General features: G+C 52.2%; 12 protein-coding genes and 1 tRNA gene. 9 read left to right on the top strand and 4 right to left on the bottom strand.

Going from position 1 to position 13,592, the window contains the following annotated elements; translation table 11 throughout:
* Position 1: 1 nt before the first annotated feature.
* Both thiS and QMG46_RS00405 read right to left on the bottom strand, forming a co-directional pair.
* Positions 2-202, bottom strand: a complete 201-nt coding sequence (thiS, locus tag QMG46_RS00410) for a sulfur carrier protein ThiS (RefSeq protein ID WP_281852968.1) — start codon at positions 200-202, stop codon at positions 2-4.
* Positions 203-376: 174 nt separating this feature from the next.
* Positions 377-2,641: a DUF6600 domain-containing protein gene (locus QMG46_RS00405; RefSeq protein ID WP_281850442.1), complete on the bottom strand. Its 2,265-nt coding sequence runs from the start codon at positions 2,639-2,641 to the stop codon at positions 377-379.
* A 177-nt stretch (positions 2,642-2,818) separates the two neighbouring features.
* Between QMG46_RS00405 and QMG46_RS00400 the strand changes: the two genes are divergently transcribed.
* From QMG46_RS00400 to QMG46_RS00360, 9 genes are all read left to right on the top strand, one after another.
* Positions 2,819-2,892 (top strand) — tRNA-Gly (locus QMG46_RS00400).
* 304 nt (positions 2,893-3,196) lie between these two features.
* Positions 3,197-4,468, top strand: coding sequence for a site-specific integrase (locus tag QMG46_RS00395; RefSeq protein WP_281850441.1), 1,272 nt, complete (start codon positions 3,197-3,199; stop codon positions 4,466-4,468).
* Between the two features lie 42 nt (positions 4,469-4,510).
* On the top strand, positions 4,511-4,759 hold the full coding sequence (locus QMG46_RS00390) for a hypothetical protein (protein WP_281850440.1): 249 nt from the start codon (positions 4,511-4,513) through the stop codon (positions 4,757-4,759).
* Between the two features lie 304 nt (positions 4,760-5,063).
* Positions 5,064-5,891, top strand: coding sequence for a DUF6216 family protein (locus tag QMG46_RS00385; RefSeq protein ID WP_281850439.1), 828 nt, complete (start codon positions 5,064-5,066; stop codon positions 5,889-5,891).
* A gap of 399 nt (positions 5,892-6,290) precedes the next feature.
* Entirely contained in the window at positions 6,291-6,527 is a 237-nt protein-coding gene (locus tag QMG46_RS00380; RefSeq protein WP_281850438.1) for a hypothetical protein, read from the top strand.
* Between the two features lie 309 nt (positions 6,528-6,836).
* Positions 6,837-7,985, top strand: a complete 1,149-nt coding sequence (locus QMG46_RS00375) for a hypothetical protein (RefSeq protein ID WP_281850437.1) — start codon at positions 6,837-6,839, stop codon at positions 7,983-7,985.
* A complete protein-coding gene (locus QMG46_RS00370) occupies positions 7,985-8,449 on the top strand; it encodes a three component ABC system middle component (protein WP_281850436.1) in 465 nt (154 codons plus the stop codon). Before QMG46_RS00375 ends, QMG46_RS00370 begins: the two co-directional genes overlap by 1 nt.
* A complete protein-coding gene (locus QMG46_RS00365) occupies positions 8,446-10,434 on the top strand; it encodes a DUF3732 domain-containing protein (protein WP_281850435.1) in 1,989 nt (662 codons plus the stop codon). Before QMG46_RS00370 ends, QMG46_RS00365 begins: the two co-directional genes overlap by 4 nt.
* Positions 10,435-10,653: 219 nt before the next feature.
* Positions 10,654-11,334 (top strand): hypothetical protein, encoded by a 681-nt coding sequence (locus QMG46_RS00360; protein WP_281850434.1) that lies wholly within the window; start codon positions 10,654-10,656, stop codon positions 11,332-11,334.
* Between the two features lie 341 nt (positions 11,335-11,675).
* Here the strand turns inward: QMG46_RS00360 and QMG46_RS00355 are convergent, their stop codons facing one another.
* Positions 11,676-12,482, bottom strand: coding sequence for a hypothetical protein (locus QMG46_RS00355; RefSeq protein WP_281850433.1), 807 nt, complete (start codon positions 12,480-12,482; stop codon positions 11,676-11,678).
* A 164-nt stretch (positions 12,483-12,646) separates the two neighbouring features.
* Positions 12,647-13,558 (bottom strand): hypothetical protein, encoded by a 912-nt coding sequence (locus QMG46_RS00350; RefSeq protein ID WP_281850432.1) that lies wholly within the window; start codon positions 13,556-13,558, stop codon positions 12,647-12,649.
* Between the last annotated feature and the right edge of the window lie 34 nt (positions 13,559-13,592).

The following is a 13,592-nucleotide window of genomic DNA, read 5'->3' as shown; positions in this document are numbered from 1 at the left end:
CTCAGCCGCCGCCGATGGCGTGGACGATCTCGACCTGATCGCCTTCGTCCAGCACGTAGCGAATGTGCACGCTGCGCGGGACGATTTCGCGATTGACCTCGACCGCGACCCGGCGGTCGCCGTAACCGGCTTCCTGCAGCAACTGGGCGACGGTGATTCCTTGGGTGCAGTCGCGCGGACTGCCATTGAGCACGATTTGCATGCCGGCCATTGTAGCCCCTTCGGTTGTGAGGGGCACGGCTTTGGGCGATAGCGTAGGGAGTCGCCCAAAGCCAGCTACGCGTCATTCCGGCCCGCGCCGAAATGACGAGTTGGAGGGGGCGGGCATAAAAAAACCGCGCCCTTTTCGGGGGCGCGGCTTTGTGGACTCGCTATTTCAATGATGGTCGTCGTTATTTCCGTGATGCTCCGGCGCGCTACGCGGCTCCGGGTGGCCCTGTGGCGCTGCACGTGGTTGCTCGCGTTGCGGTTGTTCGAAGCGCTGCTGTTGCTGCATTTGCTGTTGCTGCGGCGCCTGGAAGCCACGTTGCTCCATTTCGAGACGCTGCTGCGGCTGGGCAACGTTGCGCTGTTGTTGCGGTTCCTGCCGCGGCTGCGCATCGAAATTCGGCCGCGGGCGGTTGTCGTCGCGTTCGAAGCGTTGCTGTTCCTGCGGCGCCGGGCGGTTGAGGCTCTCCGGAGAGGGGCGATTGAATTGCGGCGCGCTGGGCAGGGTGCGCTGTTGGGCGGCCGGATTCTGCGCCGCTGCGCGTGCGCGGTCTTCCTCGGCGTTGGTGATGAAGCTCGCGCCTGGCCGCGGCATGTTGTTGTTCTGCGGTTCGCTGCGCTCGATGCGGTTTTGCCAGGCGGCACGGCCGTTGGCCTGCGCGGCGCCCGGTTCCGGATGGGCGAAGCGGGACGAGGGCAGTTCGCCGTTGCGCATATCCGGGCGTTGTCCGGGTTGTGTGTCGGGCGCGCGTGTCGGCTGGGCAAAGGACTCGCCGCGCGGTGCGGCTTGCGCCGCGACCGGAGCGGGACGCCCAGCAAGATTGCCTGGCCCGTGTCCGCTGAGCACATGCACATTGTTGAATGCCGGCCGTGTCGCACCGCCGGCAGGGCCCGCCGCGTGCGCTATCGGACCTTGATGCAACATGCTGGCCGATGGCGCCGTGCGCGCGACTACCTGGCGAGAGAACCCACCTGAAGGCAAGGGTCGAGCCTGCGCCGCGCGCGGCTGCGCGAAACTCGCCGCCGTGGGCCGCACCGCCAAGCCACGTGCGAGCACCGGTGCGTTGGCGAACTGGTGTGCGTCACCGGCCAACAGGTTGTGCTGGACGTTGCGCGCGCCGACGAAGTTCTGCGCGCTCATCGAGCTGAATGCGCGCGGTGCATCGCGATTGACGAAGCGCTGGTTCGGGAACGGCTGGCCGCGGTTGAAGTAGTCGTAGTGATGGTTGATGCGGTCCATGATGGCCGCACGCTCCAGGCCACGTTCGCGGATATTGGTGAAGTTCACCCGGGTGTAATAGCCACGGCTAGCGCGATACCACGGGTTGTAGACCTCGCCCGGACCCAGCGGGAACCAGCCCACCGGCCCACCGATGCCGATCCGGCCGCCGCCGACGAAGGCGACCAGGGCAGGCGCGTACACCGGGCGCCGCACCATCGGGCCGGGCAGCCAGCCCCAACGACCGCGCAGGCAGACCCAGCGACCGTAGTGATAAGGCGCAAAGCCCCATGGCAGGTCGTCCACCCAGGTCCAGCCCCAGGGACCGACATAGGCCCAATGTCCGTTGCGATAGGGGGCCCAACCCACATCGACCTGGCTCGGATACCAGACCTCACCGTAATCGGCGTCGCTTTGCCAATCGCCGTACTGGTCGAGATCCTGCGAACCGACGACCTCTTCGGACACGTATTGGCGTGTCGTCGTTGACTGCGCATAGCGCTGGTCGCGCTCGCTCGCCCAGTTGTCGAACTCGTCGCCACCGCCGATCGGGCTGACGGCGACATCGGCGAGGCCCGAATCGTTGAATTCATAACGGCTGCCCGCATCGACGCCGCGTTGCGCACCGTTCTGGCCAAAGACCACGGCACTGCCGTCGAAATCGGTCACGCGCGTGGCCTTGCCGTCGCCGCTGATATCGACGCGGTAGGTGCCTGGCTGGTCGATCACCAGGGCGACGGTGGGCGTATCGATTTCGTAGCTTTCGCCCTCGCCGAGCTGACGCACGGCCACGTTGAGCGTGCCCTGGGTCAACTCGACCTGGGTCATCTGGTCGTTGAGCGTGAGGAAACCGAAGTCGGTGTTCTGGGCGATGCGCAGCGCGCCGCCATCGAGCTCCAGTTCGGCGCGCGCGCCCTGGCCGCTGGACAAGCGGTCGCCAGTGGTCAGCGGCCGGTTGACGCTGGCGTCGCTCCAGTCTTTTTCGCCGGCCGGCAGCAGGCCCAGGTCGCCGGCTTGATAAGACAGCCGGGCGACACGCGAAGGCGGGTCTCCCCCGGCATCGGCACCACTGGCATCCACGTCGGCCGGGTCGGGCGGTGGCGCCGACTGCGCATGCGCTGCCGCGCACAAGGAAAAAAGCAGCGTCAGCAGTAGCAGCCGCCACCGCTTGGTGTCAGTTCGTTGCGCGTTGGATAGAGCGGGAAACCCAGGCATTGTGTTCTCCGTGCGGTTCGCCCGTAAGAAAACGCTTGGTGGTACCGGGCGATGACGCGACAATTATGGACATGCCACAGGTCGTGCAGCTGCCGTTTGGTATTGGGCGTCGGCATCGGTTCATTCTGGGCCCCCGTTCCCAAGTCCCGCTCGCCCGGTTACCATCGCCGGACCCAAGCGGGTGTAGCTCAATGGTAGAGCTGTAGCTTCCCAAGCTACTGACGAGGGTTCGATTCCCTTCACCCGCTCCAGTCTCCAGCTCAGATGCCCGCAAAGCGCGCTCTGAAGCCATTTCTAGAGCAAAGAACGAGACCTGAAACGAGCGTCCTTTTGGTTACGCTTTAGGTATCGTTTTCCATGCCGAAACCTCTTCTGATAGCCCGTGATTCGGGTTTGTATGTGCGCTTTCGGGTGCCGACTGACCTGCAAAAGGTCGTGGGTTCTCGCTTCATTGTTCGACCAATTCGACACACAGGAGACGCCGCAAGGTTGGCTTCTGCGTATTTGGGGATGGTGCTCTCAAGGGCCTTTGACAGCCTAAGGAGGGGAGGAACGGTGGATATTAAAAAGGCGATGGATGCGGCCAAGGTCCATATCGACCTCACCCTAGAAGCTGTTGAATTGCCCAATGGGGTGGTCTTGAGGGGTGTTCGGGTCGAGACTCCCGATGACGAGCGGCAGCTTCAAGACATCATCACCTCAGCGGGAGCCTCCCCGGCCACCCGTATTCCTCAGGTTCCAGCCAAGGGCAAGCCCAGGAAGGAAGAACAGTTCGCCCACCTGATGGAGGTCCATCTCTCGGACCTGCGTCGGGCCAGCCGTGACAGCAAGACCATTTTAGAAAGCCGCCATACCTTGAGCCTGTTTCTCGGGGTGGTCGGGAACAAGGCGGTGACGGACATCGATGGGACCGACTGCCGCCTGTTTTTTGATGAAGTGAGATTCTGGCCGAAGCACGCCACCCAGCGCCCCGAGTTCAAGAGGCTGAGCATCAAGGCTGCGTTGGCAAAAGCCAAAAGCTTGAACGAACCTGCTCCTGCCCAGGCGACCCTCAACAAACACAGGCAACGCTTGTCTGTGTTTTTCAACTGGCTCATCAAGAATAAACACATGCAAGCCAACCCGCTGGCGGGTGTCCTCAACCACAAGAAAGATGAGTCTGAAGAAGAAACGGGTCGGGCTTTTACTCAGCAGGAGCTGGATGCCATCTTCGAGCCATCGGCGTTCAAAGCATGGGCAGACCGCCCCCATCGCTGGTGGGTTCCGATGCTTGGCTTGTATTCGGGAGCCCGGGTTAATGAGCTGAGTCAGTTGTATGTGGCCGACGTTGAAACGGTCAACGGCATTCCCGGGTACCACATCAACAAGCGATTCCCAGGTCAGAAGCTGAAGAACAAGGCATCAAAGCGGTTTGTGCCGTTGGCACAACCTCTTCTCGATGCTGGATTTCTAGACTTCGTTTCAGATGTGAAGGCAGCAGGGCATGACCGCCTCTTTCCGCATCTCCCGAACAATGACGGGCGCGGGTTTGGCAAACAGATGAGTAAGCAATTTTGCGCCTATATCAAGGCCCGTGGCGTGCTGGAAGAAGGCATGGGAATGCATGCATTTCGCCATACCCTGGCAACCAGGCTAGACCGGGCCGGGGTGACCGAAACCAGCATCGGCAAAATCACGGGCCACAAGGGAGCAGGGGCGACGTTGCCGAAGTTCTACATCGATACCCCGACCCTGGAAGAGCGAGTAGTGACGCTATCGAAATTTCAGGCGGGTGTTTCACTTTCCACGTATCAATCTGGTCAGTTCAGTGCTTCATTGAAGGTGTAAGCAGGCGTTACACACTTTCCACATCCGCAAAAAGGATGAGCCATGGCGAAGATTTCGTGGAATCCGAAGCCCAAAGTCAGGGGGGCGCCACCGGCACCCATTGCTTGGGGCTGCTACGTTTACATGAGAGAAGACGGATCCTTTGAAACAGAGTTCAAGGGAGAGACTGGCCTCCTGATGATGAAGGCCGCTATGGATGCATTGCATACTATTGCTAGATTGAGAAGCGAGCCCGCTTACGATTGGGGGCGTTCGACAGCAGAAGACTTTGATCCCCCCGAAAAGATCTAACCTCGCATCGGTTCAAATCTAAAACACAGATGTCGTGAAGAGGGGCGGGATGGGTTTGCGCCCATAAGGCCGCGATGGCGTGCATTCCTTCGCCCATAGAAGCTGGCCCAGATCCAGTCAAGGCTTTCCGGCTTTCAACCATTGGTTCAGTCCAGCCTTTCTTACAGAGTCTATGACAAGGGGGTATCTTAGCCTTAGCCACGTACGGGTCAGGTGCTGAAAATACAAAGCGAAGACTCTGAGAGGCACACTAAGTTCGTTGCGAAAGCAATGCTAGGACAAGGGGATGGGGATGGAGTTGGGGATGTTCTCGGACTTTTTTACTTACAGCCACGTGGCTGGACTTTTGAGTGGAGTTGCAGGCTTCATTTTCTTTGGATGGATGATCTTTCGAACACGCTCTTGGTACATTCTGAAGTACTTTTTGTGGCGGGTGTTTCACGGCAAAAGTGGGATAACAGACCCTGTTATCAAGCGGTACCTGGGTGAGCAATCGAGCCTGATGCTTTTCAGGTTTGTGGCGGTTGATGCTGAAACCAACCAAGACGCGCAAGAGTTGATTCAATGGTCGAAGGACAAGAACATCAGCCTTGAGACGGTGGGACGTGCAGGGGGCTATTTCAATCCAAAAAAACGTTGTGTTAGCGAAAAAATGGCTCGGTCTTTGACGTTCTTCAGAAGGGCGTATGCCAGTCTATCTATCTTCGTTATCGTGCTAATGCTTCCTACATTGCTAACTTTCGCTACCTCAAGGGCAATCTTGGCCTTCAAGACATCTGACCAATGGTTCTTGCTCGGGAACGATAACGCGAAAGCTATTTTCGCGTGGAATGCTGAAGAATTTGACAGGAGTCAATGCTCTCAACCTAATCTGGGCGATGTGGCCAAGGCAGGTTTTGCTCAAAACGCTGCAATCAGTATCTGTAAGTTTTGGTCCGACCAAAAAACGTCTGCCTATATTGAAACGACAGTGCATCGACAACGTGTTGCAGGCGCCTGGCTCTTGCTGATCTTGGGATTATTCTCGTTCAAGTTATGGCGAGACTCGGGACAGGCAAGGGCTGCGCAAAAGGTGCACGAACGACTGAGTGCATCAAGTGCCCAAAAGATCGAGGCGCTTGCCAACGAGTGATCCTGCTCTTGGCCTCCGTTCACGATTTACTTCGTCGCCGATTTTATCGGGGTCCAAGAGGGTGGTGCCCCACCGTTCCGAGCAAGTTCCAATGTTGGAGTTGTTGTCTAATTTTACCTGGGCTTTTTTGTGGGGGCTATCTATGGCGTTCCCTAGCGCCAATGGAGGTAAAAGGCGTATGCTGAGAAATAATGCTGATAGGGGGTTATTGAGCATGGCAAGGGAATATGTCTGTATTAGGATTAGATGTCTGCCAGGCCACCTGCTGCGCTACATAGATGAGAGCTGGAACCACTCTGAATTCCGGTGGAGTTCGGTCGTGCCTGCTGCTGGTGGTCTTAACAGCCCGAGATCTTAAGGTTTGGGATGGTCCGGATCGTCTTGTACACGGAGAAAGTGATGAGCAACGTACATATTAAACACATGACGCTGGCAGCGGCAGTTGTTGTCATTCTCACGTTGGCCGCATTTTTCATTGCATATCGCCATGTGAGCAGATCACATGATGTGACTAACCCGGCTGGCGCCGCAAACGCTGCTGAGAAAATTGCAAATGATGAAGTCAAGAACGCCACAGGTGGTGGCAATACAGATCCTTCTGCCCCTGCTAATCCATCTTCAGATTCGCATAAGTAATAACCAAATAATATTTGCAATAGTTGCTCCTATCGCTCCAACGAGAAATATAGATAAGTAGAACTTCTTCAGCTGTTTCTCTATCTCAAGTTGTATCACTGGTAAATTTTTGTCAGTTATCATTTTTGACCTCGATGATTAAATAATTTTTCTGTAAATGAAGTTAGCGTCTATAAGTGCGTTGTCAATAGCTCGGGAGCTTGTGTGGATTATAGGGATGCTGGTTATGGGCTAAAGATTTTGCAATGCTGGTCGATAGGGCTGTCTAAAGGCTCGGCTTGCGTTAACTTTTAACTGTTGGAGAGGTTCGTGGCAGATAAGAAGGTAACCAATGACGCTACCGATTCGCTGGCAGGTACCACGTTCCAATTTTGTGTTGCGTTGGAGCAGTGCTTCGGTCTTGGGAAGGGCGAGAGGCTGTGGATTGAGAAATTTGGTGATGTTACTACCCCGGATGTCCAGATTGAAACCAAGAAGTACGGGAGTAATCTAACGGATAATCACGAGAACTTGTGGAAAACCTTGAAGAACTGGTGCGACGGAAGCTTTGACCAGACGCCCTATTCGCGGTTAGTTCTCCTAACGACTCAAGCCATTGGCCCTGAGAGCCGGTTGCACAACTGGAATGATTTGAGCGTATCCGAGCGCCTCGCTACATTGACTTCCATTTGGAAGGAATCGGAGCAGAGGTTGGCCGCCGCGAAAACGGAAAATCCTAAGGCCAAGGCGCCAGCAGTGCTCCTTATGCAGCGTATCGTTATGGCAGACAGTAATGCTGCCAAGCTTCTTGAGGTTTTGGAGAAAGCTTGCATATCTAGTAATTATGATGGAGTGCCTGAGCTGTGGGAAAAAATGAAGTATGAGAAGTGTAAGGGTGCCCTGGAAGCTAAAAGACAAGAATTCCTGGCGGATGCTTTTGGCTACATTTCCAATCCGGAAGCAATGGAGAACGGCTGGGAGATCACGTTTGAAGGTTTTGATGCAAAAATTGCTTCTCTCTATCAGGCATACGGTAAAGGGACGCGGGAATTTCCAAAGAAGTACAAGAAATCTTTGGCAGCGATTGATTCAGATACTGTAGATATTCACAAAGAAAAGAGCTTCGTAAAGAAGCTGGGTGAGATTGAATATCATGGCGAAGAGCTATCGCTTGCAATAAGTAACTATCTTTATGCTCACAATACGGTTCTTCAGGACTTTAGAGATTACGAGATTTCTCCGGATTCATGCCAAGAATATGTCGATGAACTTGCAAGGATTCATGCAAAAAGGCATCGAGTTGCTAGGAGAAATATGGGCGCCGATCAAATGGCGGCTTCCCAGACGTTTTATGACGAAATCACAGCCGACGCTGTGCAGCCTTTTCCGGGTTTTGACGTAACGCCCTTCGATTTTCGAAACGGTATCTATCATATGCTGGCTGATGAGAAGGATGAAGTTGTTTGGAGGCTTTGGTGATGGGTATCAAAGCTTTTCAGAACTACGCGACGCTCACGCAAAGCCCTCTCGTGTTAGCCCCCGTCATCGAAAGCTTCTTTTTTTCACTGGAGCATCAGGAGCGAAGCGTTCTGCTTGGATACTTGGTGTTACCCATCGTTCTCCATCCGCCTTCAAGACAGTTCCTTTGGAACGCAAAGTCAACGAGTTCGTTGATCACATTTTGCAAGAATAAGGATTTCTTGGCTGGGCTTTCTGTTCGTGTTGAGAGATGGAAGCACATAACTGGTATCGCTATGCAGAATTCTGTTAGTTGCAACTATCTTGAAGTAAAAGAAGACCTGTCTGTAGCTGCTGGACAAGTGACGAACGTGGTCGACGGATTGATGCCTAAGGAGACGAAGGCAGCTAAGAAGCTGGCTCATCTCATGTCGCCTTACAGCGTTCCTGCGGTTTATCGGATTCTAGGGGTTGGAAAGCTATGAAGTGCTTCGTCAAGTTTATTGGTGTGTTAGATAAGGAAGGAGGAATACATCATGTCCCCTTCGCTCCCGGTCTGAATATCATCACAGGAAAGTCATCGACGGGTAAAAGTGCCATCATCGAGATCTTCGACTATTGCTTTGGTAGTGAAGAGTACACGGTGCCTGAAGGGGAAATCACCAAGGCATCGTCCTTGTACTTCACGGTGCTTGGCTTCGAGAGCTTTGATCTGGTGCTGGCTAGGAGGCCGGATGACAAGCATGCATTCGTTAGGGAGGTTGAATCGTGGACAGGTAAAGATCCCCTGTTCATTGATGAGGATTTCTTCGAGAACAACTATTTCAGACCTCTTAAAGATTTCAAAGATGAGCTTGGCAGATACTTTTCGGTAAAAATGGATAGCGTAGACGAGGACGACTCTTACAGGGCTATCACGGGAAGGAAGTCTCCTACGCCATCGGTACGAAGCTTCACCTCCTTCATGCTTCAACATCAGAACCTGATTGCTAACAAGCACGCCGTTTTTTATCGATTTGACGAGAAAGAGAAACGAGAGCAAGTCATTAAGCACTTTAAGATATTCATGGGCGTTGCGAATCAGGCATATTTTGTACTGTCGCAGCGGCTGGAGGAGATGAGTCAAGAGTTGAGGAAGCTTGAGCTTGCTCTTCCTAGGAGGGAGGAGGAGAAAAAGAATGCTCGTACTCAGATTGAGCATGCGTTGGAAGCTTACGAGGCTATCAGTGGCTCGAAGCTCATTGACCTGGATGCGGCAGGTATCATGGCGAATCCTGAGCGGTCGCTACAAAGATTGGGTGAAACGACCATCAAAGTGGACGCCAACAACTCAGACTTCGATAGGCAACGCCAGGGCCTGGATGCAGGTCGGTCAAAAATTGTAGCTGACCTTAGGGCGATGTCTAGGAAAAAAACTGCTCTGCAATCGTCTGTTCAGTCGGCAACAAATTTTGTGAGAAATGCCGATGACATCCCACTACCTGACAGGGCCGATATCGCGATCTCCGCATGTCCCTTCTGTCAGTCTGCCGAGAATCAGATCGAACATGAGGCTAACCGTCTCGTTGAGGCCATCGATTGGCTTAACAACGAACTTCGAGTTTCCCCCTATATGCGAGAAACATTCGAAGCGGAAGAGCGTGAGATCGATAGTCAGATCCGGTCGAGGAAAGAAGAGCTCAAGTCTGTCCAGGCTGAGATTGATGTACTAGATAAGCAAACGGCAGAACTGGCGCGTGGTAGGTCAATTTCGGAATTGGCGATCAGAGCTAAGAATCGTGTCGAGGCTACTCTGGAGCTCTACATCTCTCTTTGCAAGGTGGACTTGCAGCCAAGAATCGGCGAACTGCGCAACAGTATCAATGATGCTCGCACAGAACTGGCAAAGTTCGACGTCGCTCAGAAGATGGAAGAGGTTCGGGTGTTCATCGATAAAGAAATGAAGGATATCGGTGCTAACTTCGACTTCGAAGAGTCCTATCTACCAATCAATTTGCGCTTCGGTCTAGATACATTCGATCTTTGGCATGAACAGGATGGTAAGAAGATATTCCTACGGTCGATGGGCAGCGGCGCAAACTGGCTCTACTGCCATTTGACTTTGTTCCTTGCTCTGCATCGTGCTTTTGCTGCGTACTCAAGTAAAGGCTGCAAGATTCCGCCTATTTTGTTTCTGGACCAGCCGACGCAGGTTTATTTTCCGAACTACTTTAGTGACTCCAGTGAAGAATTTGACGCTGAAGAATTGGCGCAAGGGGTTGGGCGAGAAGGGCGGGTTGATGATGACTTGAAGTCGGTGGTCAAGATGTACAAGGAGCTGATTCGGTGTTGCGAGTTGGCGGAGGAGCGTTACGGACTCATGCCGCAGATCATCGTCAGCGACCACGCAGATCATCTTGAGTTGGTGGATAGAAAATTCGAAAGCTATGTGCGTGCCCGATGGCGAACCCATGGTTTCATTCATCCTTGAGCCCTTCAAGGTGCCAAGGTGTCTGATGAGCGTCAGAGGTCCTTTGTGGGCCATGAGTAATTGGATGATGTGCACATCACGTCCTACATGCGGCCCTGGGCCGCAGAGGAGCTGTCTTCTTTATGAGCAGGGTTAAAGTGGCGGTAGTGGTTGAATGTATCGATGCTCAAGGCACTTCTTGGTCACTCAAGATAAGAGTGAGTGTATAAGGCGAACAATATGGTCAAGCTCTACTTCAACTATTTTGAACGCTGGGATGATCTGAGATTTGGCTCTGGACTTGAGCTCTTTGATGCTTTCATTGTCGGGGTGGAGAAAGACTGTGCGCTGATGATTAAGCACTATGAATCATCGGAGAATTTCGTTGTGGATGATACGTGGGGCGAAGAGGAAGCGAGATTGATTCAGCTGCACGGAGGGTTGGATGATAGGGCCTGGGATTTGGAGGCAGTCTTCAAAACTTACTTTCCGTCCCTGCGTCGCTCATCGACTTTGGTGATGCTGTGCAGCTTTTTTGAGAAAGAACTGAATGAGCTGTGTGTTAGCGTAAAACGTCATCTTAATTTCGATATCGATTTCAAGAATCTGCAAGGCCAGGGTGTGGAGCGCGCGGTTTCTTATCTCAAATTGTGTGCTGGCGTCACGATTGAGCAGGGAGGAGGGCCGTGGCAATCTGCAAAGAAGATTCTTGATTTTCGAAACGCTCTGATTCATGGCGGGAGTAAGTTGAAGGATGACGTAGCCACCTACATCGCCGACCATCCTCTTCTGTCAAAAGATGGTTCCGATATCATCATTCAAGAAGGCTATTTGAATGAGGCATTAGCCGCATTCAAGGGTAGTGGCCGAATCATTGGCGATGGTTTGCGAAAGAGGTTTCCAAAGGAAGAGAGCGTCTGAGTCATCGCTTACGATGATGAGCCTGTAACGCCTCAATCACCAATTCGGCTGCTAGGATTAGCGTCACTGAGCGCTCAATCTCAATTCTGGTAGAAAATTGCTTTAACGAGATGGTTTAGGGAGCTGACAAATTCTTCACTGGCTCGCATGAGATTGGCGGCCATGGTGATGCAGGTGACCAACATTGCTATGAACTTCGTATGTCTCTTCATCCGATTGCCTCAACAAGTTTCGTTGAGGAAAGCATAGCGACGAGTTCCGTTGGCCTTAATTGAGGGAAGATGGCCAGATGCTAGATTTTTCTTCCATGTAACGAAATCTGCCAAGTTGCTAACTTTCGTTCAAGGTGCAAGCTTCACTACGGTGGCGGCATCAATTTTTTCTTCATAGAGGCAGTTCACCAGGGTTGCCACATGCTCCCTCCAAGGCTTGCCGTACCTGCTCCGAAAATGGTAGGTCATGACCTGTACGAAGTGCTGCCTATTGGCACCTGCTGCGCTTGCTCGATAGATGGTTGGTTTCGTTTCGCTCCAGGCCGTTGCATTTTTCTCCAGCGCGGTGAAGACATTGTCTTCTGTGTCCCCAAAGACCCTGGTCGCGATAACGCTGAGGAATCCATAACTGGTTAAGCCTTCGCCGAGTTTTTCTCGTGCGTCCTTTAGTAAGAAGTAGGTTGTGTGATTTTCGTTCGTCGACTGCATGGCTTTTACAAGTGTACTGTGTAGAGCCTGCGTGATAAGCATAGGTTCGCCACCCACATCTTTTAAAGATAGGATTTCATCACGTAGTTGAGCTGCAAGCTTGGCAATCTTTCTTCCACGCTTTGAACGTTCCGATGCCGGGACTAGCGCTCGGGTTGAAGGACCTTTGTACGCCAGCATTGCTATGTTCAAAAGACTCATGCAGTGACCATTTTGCGCAGCTTCGTAGCCTTTAGGTACTTTCTTGCATATCGCTTTCCATAAACTTTGGCAGCTTGGGTCCATCATGATGGTCGTAGAAGTCTCTAAAGCTTCCTCATCAGTGTGCTGCGGTGATTCGGGTTGAAATGCCTCCAACTGAAGAAAGGCAGGACCCATGTACATGTAGTGACCTAGGTACTCTTCCCATGCCCAATTGGGTATCCAATCTGGTTGTGTGGCGGGCATCGGATGCTCCATTTGGAAAAATGGTGGTCGGATGAGTAATTCATCTAAAAAGTAAATCAGCTTAAATTCTTGCGATCAAGAGCGCGTCTTAGTGTTGTTCCAACACGACGCTCAGAGCCAAGCCTGACGCCCATTACGATGGTTACTATTCATGGCTCTTTATGCTAGCGAGGTTTTGGCCTGGAGCGTCCAAGAGACTTATGCGCGCCAGTGATAACATTGCTTTTCCTCATGTCATTAGAAATCCTGTCGAGGGATGATTGATTCATTGTTTTCTTTAATTTTTCGAAATCCTCATGCACCATTTCAATATATTCTCTTAAAATATCTGGCATGTCTTTAATTTCTTCGACATTTATCTCTCCATCTAGTAGTTCACTAGAATTCACTAGCTCACTCTCTGGCCATCCTTCGCTAAAGATATAGAAAAACATAAAAGGTAACTTGAAGACTGCAAAAAACCTGTGTGGATCATCCATGAATCTTATGTCCTGACAACCAATTCCTCGCTCAAGGAAATAAGTTTTTTCAGCATCAAAATTATAATAAGGAGAGTCGCCAAAGAATGGTGCTAAATAAATTTTTGTATTGCATGAGTTGTTCAAGATCTGAGTTTTTGTCGATTCAATAAATATACCCATTGCCTCATTGTCTTCATTGGTTCGACTGCTTTCTCTATTTCGCGCAGTGAGAATTGTTCTCCAGAATATAGATAGAACCGCTAATCTGAGATTACTATTTACATTTATTATTGATTTTTGTTTTTGATAATTCGCTATCTTTTTAAAGAGACGCGAGGCTAAAGTCTTTTCGAGGGCCGACAGCTTTTGTTCGCAAGCAAAGCATAGCAAATGTTCTTTTGGGCCGTCTTGCTGCCTACTATTAACATCGCTGCTATATCTCACATATGGAGTTGGCGACGTTTTCTTAAGCCAGTCATATACGAATTTTGGTATTATGTGAGATTCCGCCAATGCAACGTTAGGCGCATCGCACAGGGCACAGGTTCCGGCATGCTCGATGACCGGATCGTTGCCATTAGGCGCCTCACTTATATTACTAGCGTGATTTTCCATTTCTACTCCACTAAGGCAAGACTTGGCGGGCTAC

This window comes from Dyella sp. GSA-30 (assembly GCF_027924605.1).
In the GTDB taxonomy this organism is placed as follows: domain Bacteria; phylum Pseudomonadota; class Gammaproteobacteria; order Xanthomonadales; family Rhodanobacteraceae; genus GSA-30.
The sequence above is the reverse complement of the archived record's forward strand: the minus strand, read 5'-3'. Positions and strand labels throughout refer to the sequence as shown.

What these genes read in the sequence shown, in the direction of transcription:
- thiS (WP_281852968.1), bottom strand. Translation starts at nt 202, where the DNA reads ATGCAAATCGTGCTCAATGGCAGTCCGCGCGACTGCACCCAAGGAATC.
- QMG46_RS00405 (WP_281850442.1), bottom strand. Translation starts at nt 2,641, where the DNA reads ATGCCTGGGTTTCCCGCTCTATCCAACGCGCAACGAACTGACACCAAG.
- QMG46_RS00390 (WP_281850440.1), top strand. Translation starts at nt 4,511, where the DNA reads ATGGCGAAGATTTCGTGGAATCCGAAGCCCAAAGTCAGGGGGGCGCCA.
- QMG46_RS00385 (WP_281850439.1), top strand. Translation starts at nt 5,064, where the DNA reads ATGTTCTCGGACTTTTTTACTTACAGCCACGTGGCTGGACTTTTGAGT.
- QMG46_RS00380 (WP_281850438.1), top strand. Translation starts at nt 6,291, where the DNA reads ATGAGCAACGTACATATTAAACACATGACGCTGGCAGCGGCAGTTGTT.
- QMG46_RS00370 (WP_281850436.1), top strand. Translation starts at nt 7,985, where the DNA reads ATGGGTATCAAAGCTTTTCAGAACTACGCGACGCTCACGCAAAGCCCT.
- QMG46_RS00365 (WP_281850435.1), top strand. Translation starts at nt 8,446, where the DNA reads ATGAAGTGCTTCGTCAAGTTTATTGGTGTGTTAGATAAGGAAGGAGGA.
- QMG46_RS00360 (WP_281850434.1), top strand. Translation starts at nt 10,654, where the DNA reads ATGGTCAAGCTCTACTTCAACTATTTTGAACGCTGGGATGATCTGAGA.
- QMG46_RS00355 (WP_281850433.1), bottom strand. Translation starts at nt 12,482, where the DNA reads ATGCCCGCCACACAACCAGATTGGATACCCAATTGGGCATGGGAAGAG.
- QMG46_RS00350 (WP_281850432.1), bottom strand. Translation starts at nt 13,558, where the DNA reads ATGGAAAATCACGCTAGTAATATAAGTGAGGCGCCTAATGGCAACGAT.